16 protein-coding genes are annotated in these 23,144 nt (G+C 63.3%); 11 read left to right on the top strand and 5 right to left on the bottom strand.

The genetic code is table 11. From position 1 onward, the window contains the following. Window positions 1–6: 6 nt before the first annotated feature. On the top strand, window positions 7–771 hold the full coding sequence (locus NET03_RS04980) for a type 1 glutamine amidotransferase (protein ID WP_252127794.1): 765 nt from the start codon (window positions 7–9) through the stop codon (window positions 769–771). Here the strand turns inward: NET03_RS04980 and NET03_RS04975 are convergent. From NET03_RS04975 to NET03_RS04955, 5 genes are read right to left on the bottom strand one after another with little or no spacing between them, the layout of a single operon-like run. Further along, window positions 758–3,202, bottom strand: a complete 2,445-nt coding sequence (locus NET03_RS04975) for a DUF3536 domain-containing protein (protein WP_252127793.1) — start codon at window positions 3,200–3,202, stop codon at window positions 758–760. The two genes, NET03_RS04980 and NET03_RS04975, sit on opposite strands and share 14 nt — an antisense overlap. Then, complete coding sequence (gene glgB, locus NET03_RS04970) at window positions 3,199–5,142, bottom strand: 1,4-alpha-glucan branching protein GlgB (RefSeq protein ID WP_252127792.1); 1,944 nt, start codon at window positions 5,140–5,142, stop codon at window positions 3,199–3,201. The genes NET03_RS04975 and glgB overlap by 4 nt, the downstream gene beginning before the upstream one ends. 4 nt (window positions 5,143–5,146) lie before the next feature. After that, a complete protein-coding gene (locus tag NET03_RS04965; RefSeq protein ID WP_252127791.1) occupies window positions 5,147–7,219 on the bottom strand; it encodes a 4-alpha-glucanotransferase in 2,073 nt (690 codons plus the stop codon). Next, entirely contained in the window at window positions 7,216–10,584 is a 3,369-nt protein-coding gene (gene treS / locus NET03_RS04960; RefSeq protein ID WP_252127790.1) for a maltose alpha-D-glucosyltransferase, read from the bottom strand. The genes NET03_RS04965 and treS overlap by 4 nt, the downstream gene beginning before the upstream one ends. A gap of 9 nt (window positions 10,585–10,593) precedes the next feature. Then, the gene (locus NET03_RS04955; protein ID WP_286207210.1) at window positions 10,594–12,573 is read right to left on the bottom strand and encodes an alpha-1,4-glucan--maltose-1-phosphate maltosyltransferase; all 1,980 of its coding nucleotides are present in this window, start codon (window positions 12,571–12,573) and stop codon (window positions 10,594–10,596) included. A 158-nt stretch (window positions 12,574–12,731) separates the two neighbouring features. On the opposite strand from NET03_RS04955, the gene NET03_RS04950 reads away from it, so the two are divergent. The 10 genes from NET03_RS04950 (at window position 12,732) to NET03_RS04905 (ending at window position 23,044) form a co-directional block, all read left to right on the top strand. Then, entirely contained in the window at window positions 12,732–13,487 is a 756-nt protein-coding gene (locus tag NET03_RS04950; RefSeq protein ID WP_252127788.1) for a metallophosphoesterase family protein, read from the top strand. A gap of 55 nt (window positions 13,488–13,542) precedes the next feature. Next, a complete protein-coding gene (gene mreD / locus NET03_RS04945; protein ID WP_252127787.1) occupies window positions 13,543–14,031 on the top strand; it encodes a rod shape-determining protein MreD in 489 nt (162 codons plus the stop codon). Further along, entirely contained in the window at window positions 14,021–16,273 is a 2,253-nt protein-coding gene (gene mrdA, locus NET03_RS04940) for a penicillin-binding protein 2 (RefSeq protein ID WP_252127786.1), read from the top strand. The genes mreD and mrdA overlap by 11 nt, the downstream gene beginning before the upstream one ends. A gap of 24 nt (window positions 16,274–16,297) precedes the next feature. Then, complete coding sequence (minC, locus tag NET03_RS04935) at window positions 16,298–17,005, top strand: septum site-determining protein MinC (RefSeq protein ID WP_252127785.1); 708 nt, start codon at window positions 16,298–16,300, stop codon at window positions 17,003–17,005. A 27-nt stretch (window positions 17,006–17,032) separates the two neighbouring features. Continuing rightward, on the top strand, window positions 17,033–17,857 hold the full coding sequence (gene minD, locus NET03_RS04930) for a septum site-determining protein MinD (protein WP_252127784.1): 825 nt from the start codon (window positions 17,033–17,035) through the stop codon (window positions 17,855–17,857). Between the two features lie 20 nt (window positions 17,858–17,877). Further along, window positions 17,878–18,156 carry a cell division topological specificity factor MinE gene (locus NET03_RS04925; RefSeq protein ID WP_252127783.1) on the top strand — a complete coding sequence of 93 codons (279 nt, stop codon included), beginning with the start codon at window positions 17,878–17,880 and terminating at the stop codon, window positions 18,154–18,156. A 94-nt stretch (window positions 18,157–18,250) separates the two neighbouring features. Then, entirely contained in the window at window positions 18,251–18,667 is a 417-nt protein-coding gene (locus tag NET03_RS04920) for a VOC family protein (RefSeq protein ID WP_252127782.1), read from the top strand. A gap of 200 nt (window positions 18,668–18,867) precedes the next feature. Then, complete coding sequence (locus tag NET03_RS04915) at window positions 18,868–19,257, top strand: hypothetical protein (protein WP_252127781.1); 390 nt, start codon at window positions 18,868–18,870, stop codon at window positions 19,255–19,257. 300 nt (window positions 19,258–19,557) lie between these two features. Further along, the gene (locus tag NET03_RS04910; RefSeq protein ID WP_252127780.1) at window positions 19,558–20,151 is read left to right on the top strand and encodes a methylmalonyl-CoA mutase family protein; all 594 of its coding nucleotides are present in this window, start codon (window positions 19,558–19,560) and stop codon (window positions 20,149–20,151) included. A 1,060-nt stretch (window positions 20,152–21,211) separates the two neighbouring features. Continuing rightward, entirely contained in the window at window positions 21,212–23,044 is a 1,833-nt protein-coding gene (locus tag NET03_RS04905; RefSeq protein ID WP_252127779.1) for a DUF4815 domain-containing protein, read from the top strand. Window positions 23,045–23,144 lie beyond the last annotated feature (100 nt).

The raw sequence follows: 23,144 nt of genomic DNA, 5'->3' as shown, positions 1-23,144 counted from the left end.
GATGCTGTGCGCTTGACGATCTGCTGGCTGTATGCGCGCACGATGAACATCTACGGTGACCGTGGCAACGTCCTGGCCCTGGTCGAGCGATGTCGTCGCCGGGGAATTGAGACGGAGGTGGTCGAAATCGGCGTCGGGGAGCTGCTCGAACCGGGCCGCTGCGACCTCTTCTTCTGGGGCGGGGGACAAGACCGAGAGCAGATTGCCGCGGCTGAGGACCTTCAAGGTCCCAAGGGGGAGGTCTTGCGAGCCGAGATCGAGCGAGGAGTTCCGCTCCTTGCGGTCTGTGGCGGATACCAGCTGCTCGGTCGGTTCTACCGCCCTCATGAGGGACCGGAGCTCCCCGGGCTTGGCGTGTTTGATGCCTGGACCGTTGCGGGATCACAGCGAATGATTGGGAACGTGGTCGTGGATTCCCCCGACTTCGGCGAGGTGGTTGGCTTTGAGAACCACAGTGGACGTACCTTTCTTGGTCCTCGTGCGCGTCCGCTCGGCACGGTACGGATCGGGTACGGCAACAACGGCAAGGACCGAACGGAGGGCTGCCGGTACCACAACGCCATTGGCACGTACCTTCACGGGCCGGTACTACCGAAGAACCCGCAACTGACCGATCACCTGATCGCTTGTGCGCTCACTCTGCACGGATGGGTTGGCAGCCTGGAGCCGCTCGACGACGCACTCGCGCGGGTGGCGCATGAGGAAGCAGTGGAACGTGCGCGCGTCGAACGGCAGGCGCTTCGCCGCTTCTGGCTGCTCACGAGACGGTGAGATCGGCTTCCGCTGTCTCGAATGCAATCCAGAGAACGTCGCAGAGTGCGCGGAAACGCTCGATCCATTCCCGTGCCGTTTGCTCGCCGCGCTCGGCGCGCCAGCGTCGTTCTGGGAGCGCGCGCTGCAGCAGTTCGTAAACGATGTTCTGGAGACGCCACGTATTGACTGGTTCACTCAGGTGGCTCGTCACCTTGGCCAAGCCCGTCAGGGTGTCCAAGAGCTCCAGATCGTCCGGCTGGTGACGCCACTCCTGGGCGAGTGCTTCGAGTGCCTCCTGGAGCGCGTAAGCGAGTCCAGGTTGGTCGAGCGTGAGTCGCCAGACGTCTGCCTCTTGGAACAGTTGCTCCAGCTGCTCGACGGAGGGACGCGGTTCGGCCAGGGTATGGCGGAGCTCCGCGTTGACCGTCATCTCAGCGGCGATCAGGAAGGCACGGGGGATTGGGACACCCAAATCGGCGAGGAAGCGCATCAAAGGCTGACTGTCCTCGTACAAGTGGCGATACAGCTCCTCTGCTTCCGCAAGCGTGGAGGTGAGAATGATGTCGAGAAGCTTGCGTTGCTCGTCCTTGAAGAGGGAGCGCAGCGAGTAGTCGGCCCGACCGAATGCGCGGTCAAGTGCCCGCACTGTTTCTGGCAGATCTGCCCGCCCGAACGGTTCGCTGAGGAGTTGACGGACTTCCGCGTAGCGGTCTGGTGTGCCATCCGATTCGACGCCACCAACGAGGTTGTGCTCGCCGAGGTGCAAGGCAGCGGTGAGAAACCCTTGCTGTCGTCCAGTGAGAGTTGAAGTTACGCGGACACGGGCAATGAACAGTTGTGCCCGTCCGGCACGTTGGGCGATCCCCTCGAGGCGCTCGATTTCAAAGCAACCGATAGAGGCGCGCTCTGGATAGTCCTCGAACAGCGCGCTGAGGGCATAGTGCGCGGCGACATTGGCAAATTCGACCCGTGCTGGCCGAACCAGGCGATCCCAGACACCGCGGCCGTCGTGATACTGTGGGAGGTTACTTGGCGCACGCGCCAGTCGCTCGACGAACTCTTGCTCAAGCGCGGTGTGGAAGAGCTCCTCAGCAATCTGGATGACACGGGCAGCGGACTGGAGAGCCTGGACCGTTTCCAGACCGGACAGTTCGTCGAAGAACCAAGCATCACTCGAGTACATCCGCAAGGCGTGTCGCTGCATCTCGAGCGCTTCGAGCACAGCGACCTGCTCGGCTGACTGAAGTGCGCGTCGTTGCCAGCGGTCGAGGAACCGCTGCACGTTCTCCGGGGACCGGTCGAGAATCACCTCGATATAGTCGTCGCGGGCTGCCCACGGGTCAGTGAGGAACTGGCTGAGCTGCTCCTCGTAACGCTGGGCGACAGCATCACGGAGCCAATCAAGTGCCTCACGAAGTGGGCCACGCCACTCCTGCGTCCACTCTGGGTGGGCGCCCGTATTGCACCCGCAGTTGCTCCGCCAGCGCTCGATGCCATGGATGCAGCTCCAGGACGTTTGCTCGACGATCTGCGCTTCCCACGTCGGCGGGTGCTCGGCCAAGTACGCTCCGTACGTGATGACACGTGCGTCCTTTGACGCTTGGATCGTGGCGATGGCTGCGGCAAGCGCCATGTCCCCGAAGCGATGGTGATGCCCGTAGGTCTCGCCGTCGGTTGCAATGTGGGCGAGACGATCGGTGGTATCGCTCGCGGCTGCGAGCAGGCGGGCAGCGAGCTGGCGCCCGTCGTTTAACAGATCACCGAAGGCGACGTCCCGCGCGATCGCTCCGTCGTAGAAAAGCGCGACGAGTTCTCGCCCCGATGGGAGGACAACTCGATAAGGACGTGTCGTTTCGACGCGTCCGCCGGAGACGTCCTGCCACCCGCTGAAGCCCGGCGGACGAACGGCCGCTGCTTGGTGGGGCGCAAGGATGACGAAGCGAATACCGAATTCAGCAACGAGTTCCAGCGTTGGTAGATCGACTGCTGTTTCCGGCAGCCAGATCCCTTCCGGGCGACGGCCAAAACGATGTTCGAAGTCGCGGATCCCCCAGAGAAGCTCGGTGCGTCGGTCGTGCTCGTTCGCGAGCGGCAAAATGATGTGGTGATAGGGATGAGCGATGGCGGGGCCGTGCCCGTTGAAGCGTTCGCATCCCTCTCGGTCAGCATCGAGAATCGCGTGGTAGACGTCGGGGGCTTCGCGTTCGAGCCACCAGAGCAGTGTTGGGCCGAAGTCGAAGCTGATCCAGGCATAGTTGTTCACAATCCGGACGATACGACCGCGCGGGTCGAGGATGCGGGACCAGGCATTGGGGCCATAGCACTCGGCGGTGATTCGCTCGTTCCAGTCGTGATATGGGTAGGCAGAATCCTCGAGTTCGACGATTTCGAGCCACGGATTTTCCCGTGGCGGCTGATAGAAATGCCCATGGATGCAGACAGACCTCACGGCAGGCTCCGATCGCTCACACGCTCGAAGATGACGATGGCGAGTGGTGGCAGCGTGAGGACCAGCGAGTAGCGTCGTCCATGCCAGGGCACCGGAACCGTCTCCACCCCACCCAGGTTGCCCCAACCGCTGCCGCCATACTCGCGCGCGTCGCTGTTGAGCAGTTCGCGCCAAAAGCCCGGTAGGGGAACTCCCACACGGTAATTTTGCCGCGGCACCGGGGTAAAGTTGCACACGATGAGGAGTTCCTCACCGGGCCGTCGACTCTTGCGGAGGTAGACGAGCACGCTGTTTTCGGCGTCATTGCAGTCGATCCATTCAAAACCTTCGGGCGAGCAGTCGAGTTCGTACAGTGCTGGCTTCGTCCGCGCGAGGTGATTCAAGTCAGCAAGCCAGCGCCGAATGCCCTCGTGCGGTGCGTACTGGAGGAGATCCCAGTCTAGGCTTGACTCGTGGTTCCACTCCCGCCACGGTGCGAGTTCAGCTCCCATGAAGAGGAGCTTCTTACCGGGCTGCGTGTACTGGTAGCCGTAGAGCAGCCGCAGGTTGGCAAATTTTTGCCAATCGTCACCAGGCATCTTGGCGAGCAGGGATCCTTTCCCGTGCACAACTTCATCGTGCGAGAGTGGCAGGACAAAGTTCTCGTTGAAGGCGTAGAGCATACGAAACGTCAACTCGTGGTGATGATATTTCCGGTAGATCGGATCGTGGCTGAAGTAGCGCAACGTATCGTGCATCCACCCCATGTCCCATTTGAGACCGAAGCCGAGACCTCCGACGTAGGTCGGTCGCGAGACCATTGGCCAGGCGGTCGATTCTTCGGCGATGGTCTGGACGTCGGGAAAGTGCCGGTAAACCTCCTCATTCAACCGTCGTAGGAAGGCGATCGCCTCCAAGTTCTCGCGTCCGCCGTATTCGTTGGGGATCCACTCGCCCGGTGCGCGGGAGTAATCGAGATAGAGCATGGAGGCGACGGCGTCGACGCGGAGTCCGTCGGCATGATAACGATCGAGCCAGAACATGGCGCTGGAGAGCAAGAATGTCCGTACTTCGTTGCGCCCATAGTTGAAGATCGCAGTGTGCCAGTCGGGGTGGAACCCCTTCCGGGGGTCCGCATGTTCGTAGAGGTGCGTCCCATCGAAGAAGACAAGACCGTGCTCGTCGGTTGGGAAATGGGAGGGGACCCAGTCGAGGATCACGCCGATATCCTGCTGATGGAGTTCGTCGATCAACGCCATGAAGTCCTGGGGCGTGCCGTAGCGTGCTGTCGGCGCAAAGTAGCCGGTGATCTGATATCCCCAGGAGCCGTAGAAGGGATGCTCCATCACCGGCAAAAACTCCACGTGCGTGAAGCCCATGCGGCGCACATGCTCCGCCAGGCGCGGAGCGATGTCCCGGTAGGTGAGCCAGCGGTTCCCCTCTTCGGGGGCGCGCATCCATGACCCGAGATGCACCTCGTAGATCTGCATCGGAGCGTCGAGCGCATTTGCCTGCCTGCGTCGGTGCATCCAATCGGCATCGTGCCACTCGTAATTGAGTTCCCAGACGAATGACGCGGTTCCCGGTGGACACTCGTGCCAAAAGCCATACGGATCGGCCTTGAACACCTGATACCCGTGGTAGCGAGAGACAATGTGGTACTTATAGCGCGCACCGACCCTGAGTCCTGGGATGAAGCCTTCCCAAATGCCGGAGCTCCCGCGCGGTGCAAGAGGGTGCTTCCCCGGTGTCCAGCCGTTGAAGTCACCAACAACGGAGACGCGCTCGGCATTGGGAGCCCAGACCGCAAAAAAGACCCCATCCTCGCCGTCGAGCACGCATGGATGCGCACCCATTTTCTCGTAGGCCCGGAGCCACGTACCCTCGTTAAAGAGGTGGACATCGTGGTCCGTCAGGAGCGACCGATCGTGGCGTACCGGGCCGACTGGCTGTTCTGCCATCGCCTCACACCTCCTTCCCCAACCGGTTGTGTGACGGGGGAGTGGGTGAATTCGTGGCGCGATGCCGACGCTCCTTTCGGGCACGGTTGAGCGTCTCAAGGAGCTCCAAGACGACTGCGTTGGTGGCAAAGTCAGCGATGCCGTACTGTGCCAGACGGCGCCAGTTCGGCTGTTCGAGTCCAGTCCCTGGTTGGTTCTGCGGATGGCGCTCGCCCCAGAGATCCTCGAGGTTGACGAGGACGACCGCAGCGTCGCTGGAACCAAGGAAGCGGAGGAGTGCGCCGATGACATCGTGCAACCCTGGTGCAGTCTTTTGGTCGAGAAAACCTGCGCTTGCGAGCCAGGCGACGACGGCGTGCTGAATATCGTGGCTCCACTCGTCCCAAAGCGCGGCGAACGGTGGGAGGTCATGCGTGTCCAGACTGGCCACGCAAAGTCTCGGTGGTGTGGTGAAGGTGCCGTTGCGCCGTTCAAACGGCAGAACCCACAGCCGGAGTAAGCCCTCCCTTGTCATAGCCTGCCGTACCGCTCGCGGGACAGTACCAAGGTCTTCACCCGCGACGGCACATCCGGTCCGGGAACTCTCGATCGCCAGGACGGCGTAGTACTCCTCAGCCGGATAGCGGACGTAAACCCCTTCCCGTCCGCTCGCCTGCGCTGGAACCCAGTACAAGCGGTGGAACCCCATAACGTGGTCGAGACGGAGAAGGCGTGCTGCGCCAAGATGGTGAGTAAAGACCGCTCGTACGTAGCGATACCCGTCCTCGCGGACGCGTTCGGGATGAAGCGGCGGAAAGCCCCATACCTGCCCCTCGGCGAAGAACGGGTCGGGCGGCGCACCGGCACTGACGTCCGTTGCGAAGAGATGCGGCCAGCGCCAGACATCGAACCCCTCGGGATGGACGCCGAGTGGCAGATCGAGATAAAGCGCGTCGTGTCCAACTGTGGCGATCTGCTGTGCCGCCAGCCATTGTGCCACTGCATAGGGCCAAGCAGGCTCACCAGGTCCCACCTCGCTTCTCAGGAGTTCTGCACGGAGGCCGGATGACCAACGGCTGGGACGACCAAAGCGGTCGACCGCAGCGCGGAAACGCGCATACTCCGCGAGGATCGGATGGGTCTCCAGCCAAGTCTCGATCTCTTGCCGCACGGTAGGCTGCTGCGCCAGGTGGTGACTGGCGGCTTGGAGCGCAGCGAACCGTTGCTGCCAGCTCGTCTGGTAGTCCACCAGGCGCGTGCCACGAGCCCCCGGTCCCGTCGTGAGCTGGCACTCGACTGCGTCAACTGGAAGCGGAAGTGCGCGGAGATCGACAAAAAACTCGCTCCAGGCAAGGCGACTGACTGGCGCATACGGACTGGGGTCATACGGGTCATTGCCGAGGTAGGTTGGCAGGAGCGGGAGGGTTCCAACGAGCGCACCACCGCACTGGCGCGTCCAGGTCACGAGGTCCTGGAGTCGTCGGTAGGTCGCGCCGTCGCGCGGCTCCTCACGCCAGGCGGCGTACAGCGGGAGGAAGACGCCCCAAACAGAGTCAAGTCCGACATCTTCCGGAGGTCGTACAGTCGCCGGGCGGACCATCAAGAGCGTGCGAGTGATGCGACCATCGGGACATGCAATCTCCACTTCGTGGTAGCCGACCGGCGGCTGAAAGCGAAGCGGGAGCTCGACCTGTACGCCGCTGACAGCAGGATCGGGCACCGGGGGTCCTGCTACCGGCTTTATATCGCTGAGGTCCTCAGAAGAGACAACGAGGTGTTGCACGTCGTTGTTCTCACTGCGGACAAAAAGTTCAAAGCGGCCATGAGGTTGTGCTGGGAGCAGTAGACGGAGACGCGGTGTTCCCCGACCGTGTGTCCAGACGTGCACCGGTTCACAGCGTCGCTCCATGCGTACGTGCCAGCGCTCCCGGAGCAACGTTGCTGCTTCTTCAGGTGTACGGATCGGAATGCCGAGGGCACGGAGCGTCGCAAGGAGCTGTTCCGCGCGGGCGACCTGCCGCGCCCCAGCGATGTCACGGTAGGCGAGCTGGAGGCCGGCGTCGTGCGCCAGGGCGCGGAGGGCAGCGAACCGGTTCATGCGCCACCCTCCCGGGCGCGAAGCAGCTCAAGGATGCCGCGGAGAGGGATTGCCAGCCAGCCCGGCCGGTGTCCCAGCTCATAGCGGAGCTCGTAGATCGCCTTGTCCAGTAGATTGGCTTCGAGCAGTACCGCCAGCTGTTTCGGGTCCGTGGGGATCAGCGTGGTCGATTGCAAGCCCTCGAGATAGCCCTGGAGAAAAGCTGCGGCGACCCACCCGTACCAGAAGCGAAGCCACGCCTCTGCCCGTGCCATGTCGCTCAGGAGCCCACGCTGGAGTTGGTCAAAGAGCGTTGCCGAAGCAGCATAGTGGAACGAGCGAAGCATGCCGGCGACATCGGTCAGCGGCGAGCGCTTGAGCCGCCGCTCGCTGAGCGGGCGAGCTGGTTCCCCCTCAAAGTCGATAATGACGAAGTCGCGGCCAGTATAGAGCACCTGCCCCAGGTGGTAGTCCCCATGGCAACGGATGCGCTGGGCTGGTAGCAACTGCTGCAGCAATCGCTGGTAGACTTGGACGATCTCGCGTTCGCGTTGGAGGACAGTTTCGGCCTCGTTGCGGACATGCTCGGGAAGCTGGGCAAGCCGGTCCCGCAAGAGGGTGAAGGTCTGCAGCAGCTGACTGCGCATTGCCTGGTAGAGCGAGCGCTGGTAGAGCATGGAGAACGGTTCCGGTGCAAACGCGGGATCGTCTGTCAGGCGAGCGAGTGCTCGGTGAAGTTCAGCAGTGCGCTGGCCGAGGAGATGCGCGGACTCGACATACGTGTCAATTAACTCATAGACGATCGGCGGTGGGGAGCTTGCCGCGCGGGTCAAGAGGGCTTCAGCATCCAAACCGATAGACGGTGGCTCTTCGCTGTACGCGAGGGCGCGTTCAAGGAATCCGGCAAGCATGTCCAGCGTGTACTGCCAAGCGTCACCCTCATTCGGTACATAGCCGAGCAACACGGCAAGCGTCATCGCCTCGCCGCTCGCCGGTCGGTAGTCGAGGCTGCCGGCCAGCGGCGGGACAGAGCGAAAACCAAGTCGCTCACTGAGCGCTCGTTCGAGCTCAAGCTCTGGGTTTGGGCCAGGTTCGATCTTCCGGTAGAGCTTCAGGAGAACCCGTTCGGGGAAGATCACTGAGGTGTTACTTTGTTCAGCACGGCCGAGCACTGGTTCGGGGAGCGGTGTCCCTTGCCCGACGAGGCGACGGAACGCGGTCGTCGGCTGTCCGACCACCGTGCCGTGCTCTCCCCGGAAACGTCGCCGACGACCGATCTGCTCGATGAGGTTGCGACTGAACGAGGGAACTGCCAGCGCGTCGACGAGGAGAGCCGTTTCGTCCGGCACTGTACGAGCGATGACGGCGTGTGGTGTGCGTTCGATAAGGTCGCGTGCAAGATCGCCACGGGCGATGGCCAGCGGGAGGACATACAGTTCCGGATCGCCCTCGGTGTACTCGACGGAGAGAAGGAGGAGGGTTACCGCGAGTCCGTCGACGGGAAGCGGTATCTGATCGGCGATCTGTACCTGCTTGATCCGCCGGGCCTTGCCCGCAAACCAGCGCCGCGCCCGGAGATAGCGTGGAAGTTCGTCCAAGAGCGTGCGTTGCGCCGTGCTGAGGTCCAGTGTCCCCTCGCGCTCCCGCACCGGAATGACCGGGAGTTCACTCGGTGTCACCACGAGCAGCTCTTCACCGGCGCGCGGGCGCTCAAGGCTGAACCAGTAGAAGCTGTGCGGGCCAAGCATAACCCGATACGGCTCTTCACCGATCGGGGGGAACTCGATACGACCGAAGAGTTCTATCGGAACCATGCCACGATAGGCGGAAAGATCTAGTTCAGCCCACTGGACAAAGCGGGAGAGGTTTGCAACGACGAGGATCGTTTCCTGCTCGTAGCGGCGGACATACGCCAAGACTTTCCGGTTGTCGACCGGGATGAACTCGAACGATCCGCGCCCGAACGCCTTGAATTGTTTGCGGAGTGCGATCAGTCGCTTCATCCACCAGAGCAGTGAATGGGGATTTGCCTGCTGCGCTTCGACGTTGACTGCCTCGTAGTGGTACTCAGCATCGACGATCACTGGCAAATAGAGGCGCTGGCGCGGTGCGGTCGAGAAGCCAGCGTTGCGGTCGGCGCTCCACTGCATCGGCGTGCGCACGCCGTTCCGGTCTCCAAGATAGACATTGTCCCCCATCCCGATCTCGTCACCGTAGTAAATGACCGGGGTGCCAGGGAGCGAGAAGAGAAGGCCATTCATCAGCTCGATGCGGCGCCGGTTGTTCCCAAGGAGCGGCGCCAGCCGCCGGCGAATGCCAAGGTTGATGCGGGCAACCGGATCACGCGCATAGACGCGATACATGTAGTCGCGCTCTTCGTCGGTAACCATCTCGAGCGTCAGCTCATCGTGATTGCGCAGGAAGAGGGCCCATTGAGCAGTGTCCGGAATGGCTGGAGTCTGGGACAGGATATCGACGATCGGGAAGCGGTCTTCCATACGGATTGCCATAAAGAGGCGTGGCATCAGGGGAAAGTGAAAGGCCATATGACACTCGTCGCCCTGCCCAAAATAGGCGACCGCGTCTTCCGGCCACTGGTTTGCCTCGGCCAACAGCATGCGATTGCGGTAACGACTATCAACGGAACGGCGGAGTTCCTTCAAGAACGCGTGGGTCTCGGGCAGGTTCTCGCAGTTCGTCCCTTCACGCTCATAGAGATACGGCACAGCATCCAGCCGCATTCCGTCGACACCAAGGCGCATCCAGAAATCGAGGACGCGGAGGATGGCACGGCGTACCGCTGGGTTCTCGTAATTGAGGTCAGGTTGATGCGAGTAGAAGCGATGCCAGTAGTAGGCTTTGGCAACCGGATCCCATGCCCAATTGGAGGTCTCGAAGTCCTTGAAGATAATGCGGGCCTCTTTATACTTTTCCGGCGTGTCGCTCCAGACGTAGAAGTTGCGCCAGACACTACCGGGTGCTGCGCGCCGTGCCCGTTGGAACCACGGATGTTGGTCCGACGTGTGGTTGAGGACGAGTTCGGTGATCACCCGGATGCCGCGCCGGTGGGCCTCGCGGATGAACTCTTTGACATCGCGGAGGGTGCCATAGGCGGGGTGAACGTCCGTATAGTCGGCGATGTCATATCCATCGTCACGGAGCGGTGACGGGTAGAACGGCAAGAGCCAGACAGCAGTGATCCCGAGGTCTTCGAGGTAGTCAAGTTTTTGTGTGAGCCCTGGGAAGTCACCAATTCCGTCCCCGTTGCTATCGTAGAAGGCGCGGACGTGGAGCTCGTAAAGAATGGCGTCCTTGTACCAGAGTGGATCGTCGGGAAGCTGTGGTACCGGTGTAGCTCGACGACGTTCGGCGACCTTGACCGCCATAGAAGCCCCTCACTCGTAGTATTCAAAATCGTGCTCCGACCGGATGCGTGGACGGACGGCAAAGATATGCGCCGGCATGATGTGTGGGTCAAGTTCCACGTAGTTTCGTGGCCCATGCCAGATGTACCGCTCACCACTTAAAAGATCGTGCATCTGGTAGGGCGTCTCCGGCGTGATCCCGAGGACAGCCAGATCGAGTGTGACCCAGCCGGCATGTCGATGGTGTGGGTCGAGATTGACCACGGTGACGATCGCGTTCTGCCCATCGTGACTGATCTTGGAGTAGGCGATCAACGCATCGTTGTCGACCGAATGGAACCGTAGTGTCCAGTCCTGTTGGAGTGCTGGGTTTTCCCGTCGGATGCGGTTGACGCGGGCAATGACCGGTGCGATCGAGTGCGGTGAGTCGAGTTTCCAGTGTCGGATCTCATATTTTTCCGAATCCAGGTACTCTTCACTCCCTGGAGCAAGCGGCGTCGCCTCGCAGAGCTCGTACGGCGGCCCGTAGAGACCGTAGCTTGCCCCGAGCGTGGCAGCCAAGATCAGGCGGATGAGGAAGGCTGGTCGGCCGCCAGTCTGCAGGAATTCGGTCAAGATATCGGGCGTATTGGGCCAGAGATTGGGGCGGAAGAACTCACGCACCTCGGTCTGGGTGAGTTCGGTGAAGTAGGCCTCGAGTTCGCTCTTCGTGTTCCGCCAGGCAAAATAGGTGTATGACTGGGTGAAGCCGAGTTTGGCCAGGTGATACATCACCTTGGGGCGGGTGAACGCCTCCGAGAGAAAGATCACTTCCGGGTAGTCCCGCTTGACCGTGTCGATCAGCCATTCCCAGAAGGCGAACGGCTTGGTGTGTGGGTTGTCGACCCGGAAGATCCGGATTCCTTGCTCGATCCAAAAAGTCACGATGCGGAGGAGTTCCAGCCAGAGTTCCTGCCAAGCGGGTGACTCGAAATCGAAGGGATAGATGTCCTGATACTTCTTTGGCGGGTTCTCCGCATACTGGATGGTGCCATCGGGGCGACGGCGGAACCACTCAGGATGCTCGCGCACGTACGGGTGGTCGGGCGAGCATTGGAAGGCGAGGTCGAGCGCGATTTCGATGCCGTAGTCGCGGGCGCGGGCCACGAACCGTCGGAAATCCTCGAGTGTGCCAAGCTGGGGATGAACGGCATCGTGCCCACCTTCCGCACTACCGATGGCCCACGGACTGCCAGGATCATTCGGCCCGGCGACGAGGCTATTGTTCTTCCCCTTTCGGTGGGTGCGACCGATCGGATGGATAGGCGGGAGGTACAGGACGTCGAAGCCGAGTTCGGCGATGTGTGGGAGCCACGCCTCGCAGTCTCGGAACGTTCCATGCCGACCCGGATCTGGGGAACAGGAGCGCGGGAACAGTTCATACCACGTACTGAAGCGCGCGCGTTCACGGTCGACAACCACGCGCAGAACGCGCGGATACTCGGCCATGAAGGGACGGGGATCGGCTCGTCGCATGCGCGCAGCGAGTTCTGCTGAGCGCGCAACAGCGATCGCGTCTGGTCCCTGCCGCAGCGAGGTAGCCGCGTGCTGCAACCAGGCCGCATCAGCATCGCTTGCCTGCGCTGCGGTCGCTTCAACGAGTTCGGCGCCGATCAGAAGGTCAACCGTGACGTCCTGCCCCGCATCGAGCCGCTTTTGCAGGTCGCGCTGCCAGGTAGCAAAACGGTCAATCCAGGCAACAACTGTGTATTCCCAGACACCCAGCTCCGTCACGGTGAAAGTTGCCCGCCAGCGGTCGTTGCTGAGGAAGGTCATCGGAACCTCGTGCCAGTCTGCCGTCCCCGGGCCACGGTAGCGGAGTATCGCGGCGAGTTCGTCGTGTCCGTCGGCGAAAATGTCTGCCTCGACGACGAGTTCGTCGCCGACAATCCGTTTGACCGGGAATCGTCCACAATCAAGTTCGGGGCTGACCCGCGCGATGATGACGCGTCGGCGTCCCTCGCTCGGCATTCGTGCGATCACTTCGCTCGTTTGAGTACCCGGTGTGGTCACTCGTTCCCTCCGACTCCTCCGATGCCCTTCGCCCGTTCACTCTACTAAACGCGGTACGCTTGCTGCTGGCGCGTGGCACCGATAGGGTCAGAGTCAAGCAAGGAGTAGACCGACCGATGCAGGTAGCAGTGATTTCTGACACACACGGGAACCTCCCGGCACTCGAGGCAGTGTTCCAGGACATTGAGCGGCTGGGACCGGATCTGGTGGTGATGGCGGGCGACTTTGCCTTTGGCGGGCCGTGGCCGAGCGAGTGCATCGATCTCGTCCGCAGCCGTGGGATTCCGGCAGTCCGCGGGAACACTGATGAGTTCCTCGTGGAGGTCGCGACCGGTGGGGCTTGGCCGGCGCAGGTTGATGACCCGCGGCTGCGGCACCTTGAGAACCCTGCCATGGCGGACCGCTACCGGTGGTGTGCCGAGCGGCTGACCCGCGAGCACGTGGAGTACCTCGCATCGCTGCCCCTGCGCTATGCAGTACCAGCGCCGACCGGGGCGGTCCTTGTGGTGGTCCATGCGACGCCTTGGAGCGCACACCCAGTGGTGCCGCCAAACGCGCCGCGTGAGCAGCTTGAGGAACTGCTCGAGCGCTCCGGCGGGGCGGCGCTTGCCTATGGGCACATCCACCTGCAGGTGCGCTGGGAGCTTGACGGCCGACTGGTGATCGCGGTCGGGAGTGTGGGACTCCCGTTTGACGGTGACCAGCAGGCGGCCTACACGGTGCTGGAGTGGAACGGCGAGCGATGGGGCGTCACCTTCCGACGGGTTGCCTATCCGGTCGAGCAGACGATTGAAGCGCTCCGGAGGAGCGGGATGCCGGGAGCAGAGCTGCAGGTGCGGGTGCTGGAGACGGCCCGACCGCCTGGAACGTGAGTGACAGCGTGGTACGATTGCCGGGACTGCAAACGAGTGGTCGGAGTGCGGTCTGGTGCGGCAGCTGGTGATCGCGACGCTCTTCCTTGGAGCGGCTGTGCTCGAGGTCACGGTGCTCCCGCGCGTGACACCCTTTGGCCTGTTCCCGGATTTTGTGCTGGGGATCGTCCTCGTGGCCAGCGCATTCGAGGGGCTCGGCGCTGGCGTTGCCTGGGCGATTGCAGGGGGCGTACTCTTTGACCTGCTCACAGCGAGCCCGCTTGGTGCGCACGTCCTTGCCTTGCTGCCGGCGGTGTTTGCCGGCTCAGCTGCCCGGCGCAGCATCTACCGGAGTGCGCTGCTCCCGCTGATGGGGCTTGTGGGTGGGCTGACGCTTGCCTATCGTTTCCTCCTTCTTCTGGTGCGATGGCCAGGCTCGATCGAGGCGTGGTTGGACGCGATGCTGACAGCGGTGTTGGTTGGTCTGCTCAACGTCATCGCGGTGCCGGTTGTGTACGGGGTCGTTGCCCTGCTGGGGCGAGCGGGGGTGCGACGTGCGCACTAAAGTGTCCCGGCGTGGGCTGAATCTGCCCGCTCCCAAGTCGATCGTGCCACCAGAGACGCCGGAGTCGGGGCATGACCAGCGCTTGACGCGGCGTGTGTTCCTGCTGCGCGGTGCGATGGTGCTTGGCTTTGGTGCCGTGCTGGCCAAGCTCGGTCTGATGCAGCTGCGCGAGCGGCCGCGGTACCAAGCAGCGGCACAAGGGAGCATGGTGCGGTTTGAGCCATTACGTGCGCCACGCGGGCTGATCTTGGACCGCAACGGCGAAGTCCTGGCGCGGAACCGGCGGAGTTGGACCGTCTGGCTGGTTCCAACTGAACTGCCGGATGATGAGGTGGAGCGCGAACGGATTCGCGAGCAGCTGATCACTGCGCTGGGGCTCGACGAGCTCCTGGTAGTGCACCGTCCGGCGCTTCCGCCAGGGAACGAACGGGCAGTACTGGACGAGCTAGCCGAAGTGCTCAACGTACCGGGAGCCGAAGTAGCGGGCAAAGTCTTCTCTGCGCCGAAAGACCAGCGGTATGTCGTCGTCCGGGAGAAGCTGCGACCCGAGGAAGCAGCTTCGCTGCGTGAGGCTGCGAAGCGGCTGCCGGGCGTCCACGTGCTGAACCGCTTCGATTATCTGGCAGTGGCGGCTGGGAGTGCCGTGCCGGTAGCACTGGCGGAGGATGTTCCGCGCGAGCTCGCCTTGACGCTGGCGGCCAATCCGACGGCGCTCCCAGGTATCCGCGTGACGGACGACACGTTGGTGCGTGAATATCCGGGTGGACCAGACTTTTCACATATCCTCGGCTATGTGGGCCCGATCACCAAAGAAGAGTACGAAGCGGCGGGTGGCGACAGTCCGGCCAACCCCTACCGACCGGACGACCGCGTGGGGCGTGGTGGCGTCGAGCAGGCGATGGAGGAAGTGCTACGGGGGCAGCACGGCGGGCGCTGGGTCCAAGTCGATGCGCGCAACGTTGTTGTGGGCGAGGTGCCAGGGCGCCGACGTGACCCGGTACCTGGGCTGACGGTAGTTCTAACGATCGATGCGGAATTGCAACGGGCCGTCACCCAGGCACTCGCCGAGGGAATCCGCGAGGCTGACCGTGCAGCACGCGAGAAAGGGCGTGATCCGGTTGGCTCGGGCGTGGCCATTGTGCTCGATCCACGCTCGGGAGAGCTCCTGGCGCTGGTGTCACTGCCAACCTACGCGAATGCGCGGTTCGTGCGCGGCCTGACCCAGGCCGAATACCAGGCGCTGTTGGATGATCCGTTCCACCCGCTCGTCAATTTTGCGATCAGTGGAGAATTCCCCCCAGGCTCGACTGTCAAGCCGCTCCTGGCGTGTGCTGCGCTCCAGGAGGGAGTGATCACCACGCAAACGACTTATACCTGCCGTGGGTCGATCCGTGTGCCGACGGTCTGGGACGAGCAGGGTGGCAATACCTACGTGTGTTGGCTCGCAACAGGGCACGGCGAGGTCGACGTGCTCGATGGGATCGCGCAGTCCTGCAACATCTTCTTCTACAACGTTGGGGCACCGGGGCAGACGCCGGAAGGCGGGACCGAACCGCTCCACTACTACATCCCTGGCGATCCAGAAAAGCAGTATTTTGAGGGGCTCGGGATTGAGCGGATCGAGAAGTACCTGCGCGAGGTATTCGGTTTTGGCCAAGTGACCGGCATTGAACTTGCTGGTGAGGCGGATGGGCTGGTACCGAATCCGCGGTGGCTCTTCCAGACGTTGCGGGAATACTGGTCGGTCGGGGATACTATAAACGTCTCCATCGGCCAGGGGCACCTGGCCTGTACGCCGTTGCAGTTGGCCTGCGCGTTGGCCGCGATCGCCAATGGAGGGACGTACTATCGACCACGGATCGTCAAGGAACTGCGCGACGCGGCCGGTCAGGTCGTACGCCGGTTCGAGCCGGAAGCGGTTCGGCAACTGGCGATCGCCCCGGAGCACATCGAGACGGTCCGACGCGGGATGCGTCGAACGGTCACGGATGGTACGGCAAAAGGGAAGTTCGTGCGGACGGGAGACGACATTCCGATCGCAGGGAAGACCGGTACCGCTGAGTATGGCGAAGCAGAGGAGGGGCGGTACAAGAAAGCGCACGCGTGGTTCACCGCCTTTGCCCCGTACGACGACCCGGAAATCCTCGTCCTGGTGCTCATTCGCGATGGTGGGGAGGGGTCAACGTTCGCGGTGCCGGTGGCAGACCAGATCTTCGCCACCTACTTCGGACGCGTGGCGTGAGTGCAGGAGGTGAAAGGGGCAGCGATGTTGGACGGTCAACGAGCTGAGGCAGCGGTCCGGGTGCGCGGAACGCAAGACGGCGTGCGGCTCCTGCTGCCGCCGACGGTACCGTTCGCAACGGTCCTGGCCCAGGTCCAGGACCTCCTCGAGACGCGCCCGACCTTCTTCCACGGCTCCGCGCTGACGTTGGACTTTACCGAGCGGGAACCGCAACTCAACGAGATCGTGACGCTCCAGCAGGTGCTCGATGCGCGCGGGGTGCGGGTGCAGGCGATCAGCGCGGGGACGGCCGAGTACCGTGAGCGCTTGGCTCGCTGGGGATACCGGACGGAGGGGGCCGAACCTGTGCGGCGGTTGCGGCTGATCGCGCCGGGGAGTGACGAGGAGACGGACGGAAAAGCCACTTACGTGCGGCGGACACTTCGTTCGGGAATGGCCGTGGAGGCAGCGGGACACCTTGTGCTTCTCGGTGACGTCAATCCGGGAGCGCTGGTTGTTGCTGGCGGTGACGTCCTGGTCTGGGGCGTGGTGCGTGGCACGGTCCATGCCGGGCGCAACGGAGACACCGAAGCAGTCATCGCGGCGCTGCGGCTGGCGCCGATGCAGCTGCGCATCGCCAACCTGGTGGCGCGAGCGCCTGATCGGGGTGCGCAGCACCTCGATGCCCCAGCACTCGCGCGCGTGGCCGATGGGCAGATCGTCATCGAACCGTGGCGGATTGAGCGACGCTGAGACAGACGCGCCAGCAGGAGGGGTGCGGTGGAGGAGCAGCAGGATCGCAACGGTCGGGTGATTACTATCACGTCGGGGAAAGGCGGTGTGGGCAAGACGACGACGACCGCCAATGTCGGCGCAGCCCTGGCCGCCCAAGGCAAGTCGGTTGTCCTTGTCGATGCCGATATCGGCCTCCGGAACCTGGACATTGTGCTGGGGTTGGAGAACCGGATCGTCTACGACATTGTGGACGTTGTGGAGGGGCGCTGTCGGCTGCGCCAAGCACTGATCCGGGACAAGCGACTTTCCAACCTGGCCTTGATCCCAGCAGCCCAGACGCGGGACAAGGAAGCGGTCTCACCGGAACAGATGCGGGAGCTCTGCGCCGAGCTTCGTCAACAGTTCGACTTCGTCCTGATTGACTCTCCAGCCGGTATCGAGCGCGGCTTCCGGAACGCGATCGCCGGAGCCGATGAAGTGTTGGTGGTGACGAATCCGGAAGTCTCGGCGGTGCGCGATGCCGACCGGATCGTCGGGCTGGTGGAGGCAGCGGAGCTCCCACCACCGCGACTGATTGTCAACCGGATTGACCCGGAGCTCGTCCGGCGGGGGGACATGCTCTCGGTGGAGGACGTGCTCGAGATCCTGGCCATCCCACTCATCGGAGTCGTCCCGGCCGACGAGGCGATCGTGACCTCCACCAACCGCGGCGAGCCGGTGGCGCTTGATCCGCAGTCGCGAGCGGGACAGGCGTTCCGCGACATCGCGGCGCGACTCCTGGGGGAGGATGTCCCGTTCCAGCCGCTCGAAATTCCCAACGGGGTGTGGCGACGGATGCTGCGCGCGCTCGGCTTCGGTGGTCGAGCCTGAGGAGCGAGGAGGGATAGCGGATGGGTTGGTTGGACACGCTCTTCGGTCGCGGGTCGGGCCGAGCACCGCGGGGCAGCGCGCAGGTCGCGAAACAACGTCTGGTAGAAGTGTTGGTGTATGACCACGTCAAGGTGACACCAGACGTCCTGGAGGCGATCCGCTCCGAGATGTGCCAGATCCTCTCGCGTCACCTCGACATTGACGCGGATCGGATCGAGATCAGCATCGTCCGCGGTGAAGGCGGCGAGCGCCTGATCGCCAACGTCCCCGTGCGGCGCGCGGGCACAGGGCGACGATAGGCGCCCTTTTGGTTGAGCCCTATACCAATTGCTGGCGAGCCGTGCTATCCTGGCGGTGTCGCACAGGTTGGACGGTCGAGGGGAGAACTGACGCATGGTACCGGTGCCGGTGATCGGAATCCATCATATCGGGATCGTGGTGGGGAACCTGGACGAGGCGATAGAGGACTACAAGAAACTTGGCCTCGCATTCGATGGGGTCAAGGAGTTCCCACACACGCGGGTGGCACTCTTCCACGGCGGGGAGAGCCACGTCGAGCTCTTTGAGCCGACGGACCCGGAGTCAGACTTGGGGCGGTTCCTGGCCAAGCGTGGCGGAATTCACCATGTCGCCTACGCCGTCCGGGATATCCGTACGGCACTAGCACAGCTGGAGGCGCAGGGATTCCAGCTTATTCACCGAGAGCCGGTGATCGGGTTGCATGGACTCCCAGTGGCCTTTATCCATCACGAGTCCTGCCATGGGGTGCTGACCGAGCTCGTGGAAGTGCCGGAAGGCAGCAGCCACTGAGCGGCTCTGCCGGGTGTGGCGCTCCGGGTGGTTTCGTGCCGACCGGCGCCTGTGGTTTGCGGTGTCGCCTCCTGCACGCATGCCCTCGGGCTGCCTCCTCGATGTACGGGAACCGCTCTGTTCCCGCAGCTGCTCCCGGGGCGCTACCCTGACGTGTCCCGGGCCAGCGTGCTTTGGCGCGTCGTCCGGGCGGCTCACAAATGGGCGGGCAAGCCTCGTCCGATCTCCCTCTTGTGCTCGTCAAGGCTTGCAGCGTGCGGGCCGTGAACGGCAGGGGAAGCTCCTGGGCACAAACCGGGGGTGAGGTCCATGTCCGAACGGTGATTCTCTGGTCGATTCAGACCCCTTCCCTTGCTCGTCTCGGAGCGCTCCAATTGGTTACGCTGCACAGCGACCGCCACTCGGTCCAGCTGACGATGGCCGCCGAGCGTTTTGACTATGCGTCGGCGGGGCTTCCGGGTGTGACGTACGATGGCTGGCTTCTGGCCGCAGTCGTCGCGGAGGGGTGCCCTGGTCAGCGGTGTACGGCGTCTTTCCTCACAAGGCTGGCTGGCCTCGCGCTGGCTGTTCGGCGGGCAGAGACACGGTAGGCGGGCAGGTGCGTGGGGACGTCGCCCGCTGCGCCTTCTGCTTCCTGCCGCCCCGGTGGCCGCCTCCCTGGAGTGGCCACTGGCAGATCGCGCTCCCAGGTGTGCGGCCACCAGGAACGGTGTCCTGGCCTCGGTGGCCGCCGCGGACTGCGCACAGCTCCACGCAGGGCAGTGATTCATCACGCCTGTCAGTCTCTGGAGCTTGCAAGGTGATACAGCCCCTTGGGACTGCGGGCGCCGTGATTGGCGCCCCATCAGTGAAGGGGCATCGTCACGGTTGCGATGGAGGGGGCCGATTCATTGGGCTTCCGACCGAAGAATCAGAAACACTCGCGTTGCGGACACAGCAAACCCTCGCGGAAGAAACAGGCGTCGCGGACACAGCAAACCCTCGCGGAAGAAACAGGCGTCGCGGACACCGCCGATCCGCTGGGTGGCTCCTTCTTCGTTGAGGCGCTGACGGACGAGGTGGAGCGGCGGGCCTGGGAGCTCATTGAGGCGATTGAGGCGCTTGGTGGTGCGGTGACGGCGATTGAGCGGGGCTGGATTCAGGCGCAGATTGCGGAGAGCGCCTATGCGTGGGAGCAAGCGGTGGCGCGTGGTGAGCGGATCGTGGTTGGGGTGAACCGCTACCAGGACACGACACCGGTGCAGGTGCCGGTGCATCGGCTGGATGAGGCGGCGGTGGAGCGACAGATTCGGCGGGTCGAGGAGTATCGAGCGCGGCAAGATGGTGAGCACGTGGCCCGAGCGCTTGCCTGGGTGGAGGAGGCGGCGCGGGGGAGAGAGAACCTGCTGCCGGTGCTGCGGGAAGCGCTGTTGGCGGGAGCGACGCTGGGGCAGATTTGTGGGCGGCTGCGGCAGGTGTGGGGGGAGTACCGGCCGCGGTTCTAAGCGTGCACCAGACACGCCGTCAGTCCAGAACACGAGCCCGCGGCGGATCCATCGTCGTCAGCGCGACGTGGCAATGGCCCGTCGCGTCTGGCGGCACGGCCTGACGGGGCATCGGTGACTAGCGCATGGCGACGACGCCTGGGTGTGTCACCGGCCTCGAAGGGCGAGGAGCGCCGCTCGTCGTGATCTGGCGGCACGAACATCGCTCGGCCGATGAGACGATCGCAGGGGAGGAGCTCGTCACTCGAGTCACCGGGGGCAGGGTGAGTGCGGCCCGGTGCGCGAGGGGTCTGACTCCTGGAGGGGCGATGCGGCTGTGTCCCTTGCCCCTCTCGCAGTGACCGCCCTCACCCCCGTGCCCCCTCTCTCACCACGTGTGGGAGAGGGGGTGCCACCCTCACCCCCTGGCGCCCTCTGCTGCGGTGACCACCCTCACCCCGTTGCTCTCTCTCCCGCAGGCACCACCCCCACCGCCCCTTCACCCCCTCTCCCGCAACACGCAGGAGAGGGGGGTTGCCACCCTCACCCCCCAACCCCCTCTCCCGTAACGTGCGGGAGAGGGGGGTTGGGGGGTGAGGGAAACAAAGGCGGGAGAGGGGTTAGGGTGAGAGGAGCCGCGGGGAGCGGAGTTGGGGGTGAGGGGAGCAGACGGGAGAGGGCGGGACGGTCACAGCTGCGCAACCATGAGTCCGCTTCGTACGTTAGAGATAGTGGGTGCAGTCGAGCGGGGGCTGCCCGAGTGGTCGCTTCCGCGCGTTGGGACTAGACACCCGGCGAGAACGCTGGTAGACTGCGCCTGGGGCCGAGCGGGCGGGCGCACCCGCCGGTTCCGGTTGGGGGAACGGAGAAGACTGCGCGTCAAGGGATGGGAACGGACTGGGGAAAGGAGGGAAGGCGCCGAGGGAAGGGGAGGTGAGCCGCAGGAGCGGCAAGCGGTTGAGCGGGGTGCCGCCCCCGCGCCCGGACAGGCGAAGATGCGGCAGCGGGCGAGGACGTCTTGCCCGCGGTCGAGTGTCGTCGACGTGTCCTACGCCGATGACGCAAGGAGGTTTGGAGACGTATGGGTAAGCGATTGGTGAGTTTGCTCTTAGCACTTGCGCTGGCGGTCAGCGCCTTTGCCGGGTTGACCGTCGCGCCGGCTGGGGCACAGACGGGTCCGGAGTGGCCAGATACGAGTATCTTCTTCCCGTTTGTGCCGAATGGCGAGGAGCTTGCCGGAACCGGTCCCTGGTTCGGGACGATCACCGTGCAAAACTTGGAAAATGGCCAGGTGATCATCGAGGTATTTCCGGCAGGCAGCAACACGCGCACGGCCTGGGCTCGGGTGAACGAGAACGGTTCCCGGACATTCACTGCCCGCGATATTTTCGGGACGGCCGGGGCAACGACGTTCTCCCCTGTTCGAGGGGCACCGGCTGATACCGCGGACACTATTCGGACCGGAGCCTGCAGCCCTGTGTCGATCTCAGTTCGGCAGGGTAACACCGCATTTAGCTCACCGGCAGACTACACCTGGAGCTTCTCCGGTGGAGTTCTGACGATCAACTGGGCACCCGGTGGCAATGAACCGGCCGCAGGATCGACCTATCAAGTGACCGCCTCTGGGCCTGGTTGTGGTGCCGGCGGTGGAGTATGGGTCCGGGCCTGCGTCGATGGCAACAATAACAACGCGTGTGGTGACGTGGACCAACAGCAGAGACCCTTAGACGAAGATGCCCTCATTGCTGGCCTGATGAAGTCCGCGGCTCCGGTGGCGTTGAGCTCCGATGCGCGGACCAGTGGCCGCACCGAGATGGTGACCGGTTACAGCGCCCTTCCATTCGAAGCGATTGATGCCCTAGCCGCTCTCGATGAGGGCGTTCAGTGGGCTTTGCCGATTGTGCAGTCAGGGTGGAGCGGTTGGAACTCGGTCATCTATATCACCAATTTTGACGATGTGAACAACTGCGCCGTTGATGTCACGCTGTATCAGTCGCCCTTTGGGCTTGGGGATCCGGCCCCGGGAATCTTCTCGGAGACGCTGAATCGTGGAGAGACGTGGATCCTCGATCTGACCGGGTGGCGGCAGAATTGGGCAGGCTCAGCCTTCATCGATGCGGACTGCCAGATCGGCGTGAGCAGTGATCGCATCAAGGCGGAGCAGCCGTGGGGTGACCCCGTCAACATGGCCATCTCCAATGTGGGGCAGCCGTTCGAGGAAGCCGCCGAAGAAGTCTACGCGCCATTGGTGTTTGACCGCTATAACGGGTGGAATACTGGGTTCGCGGTGGTCAACCTGAGCGCTGAATACGATGCGAATGTCACGATTCAGTTCTTCAATCTGGCCGGTGCCCCGGCTGGTAGCGCGACGATGCGTCTCCGCCCGCGAGCGGTCGAGTGGGTCTACCGGCCGAGCTTGTCCAACCTGGGGCTGCGTGCCCATGCGCAGGCGATCATTACAGCCGACGAGCCCATTGCAGTCGCAGTCGATTCGGTGAAGTATGTTGGTGATGACCAGGATACTGGGCATGCGCTCAGCTACAACGCTCAGGATGGCGGAACTGACCTGGCGCTACCGCTGTTCCAGAACGCCGGTAGCTCCAACGACCTGAGCGGCGTGGCCATCTTCAATCCGGAGGAGACGATCACGGACGTGACAGTGGAAGTGTATAACCGCGTGGGTAACCTGTACGCGGACATCCAGTTCTCGATCAGCCCACGTGGTGCTGCCATCCTTTATCCGACCATCGACCTACCGGAGTTGCCGGGCGGCTTTACTGGAAACATTGTTATTGACGCCTACGACACCGTAGTGGCTGTTTCGAATAATGTGGCCTACCGTGACGCGCCAAATGCGGCTGCGGGCCCGTCCTATGATGGTGCCGCTGCGTTCAATTTGGCGGTTCTTGACTGACGTCGATCTTTCGTGATGGTAGTGGGCCCGGGCTCTCGCCCGGGTCCACTTTTGTTGGGCTGTGATGCGCTGTGGCTCAGGCGTCGGGGTGGGTTGTGGG

Source organism: Thermomicrobium sp. CFH 73360 (genome assembly GCF_023806465.1).
Classification (GTDB): Bacteria; Chloroflexota; Chloroflexia; order Thermomicrobiales; family Thermomicrobiaceae; genus Thermomicrobium.
This window is presented reverse-complemented; position numbering and strand designations above follow the sequence as displayed.

What these genes read in the sequence shown, in the direction of transcription:
- glgB (WP_252127792.1), bottom strand. Translation starts at nt 5,142, where the DNA reads ATGGCAGAACAGCCAGTCGGCCCGGTACGCCACGATCGGTCGCTCCTG.
- NET03_RS04965 (WP_252127791.1), bottom strand. Translation starts at nt 7,219, where the DNA reads ATGAACCGGTTCGCTGCCCTCCGCGCCCTGGCGCACGACGCCGGCCTC.
- treS (WP_252127790.1), bottom strand. Translation starts at nt 10,584, where the DNA reads ATGGCGGTCAAGGTCGCCGAACGTCGTCGAGCTACACCGGTACCACAG.
- NET03_RS04955 (WP_286207210.1), bottom strand. Translation starts at nt 12,573, where the DNA reads ATGCCGAGCGAGGGACGCCGACGCGTCATCATCGCGCGGGTCAGCCCC.
- NET03_RS04950 (WP_252127788.1), top strand. Translation starts at nt 12,732, where the DNA reads ATGCAGGTAGCAGTGATTTCTGACACACACGGGAACCTCCCGGCACTC.
- minC (WP_252127785.1), top strand. Translation starts at nt 16,298, where the DNA reads ATGTTGGACGGTCAACGAGCTGAGGCAGCGGTCCGGGTGCGCGGAACG.
- NET03_RS04925 (WP_252127783.1), top strand. Translation starts at nt 17,878, where the DNA reads ATGGGTTGGTTGGACACGCTCTTCGGTCGCGGGTCGGGCCGAGCACCG.
- NET03_RS04920 (WP_252127782.1), top strand. Translation starts at nt 18,251, where the DNA reads ATGGTACCGGTGCCGGTGATCGGAATCCATCATATCGGGATCGTGGTG.
- NET03_RS04915 (WP_252127781.1), top strand. Translation starts at nt 18,868, where the DNA reads ATGGGCGGGCAAGCCTCGTCCGATCTCCCTCTTGTGCTCGTCAAGGCT.
- NET03_RS04905 (WP_252127779.1), top strand. Translation starts at nt 21,212, where the DNA reads ATGGGTAAGCGATTGGTGAGTTTGCTCTTAGCACTTGCGCTGGCGGTC.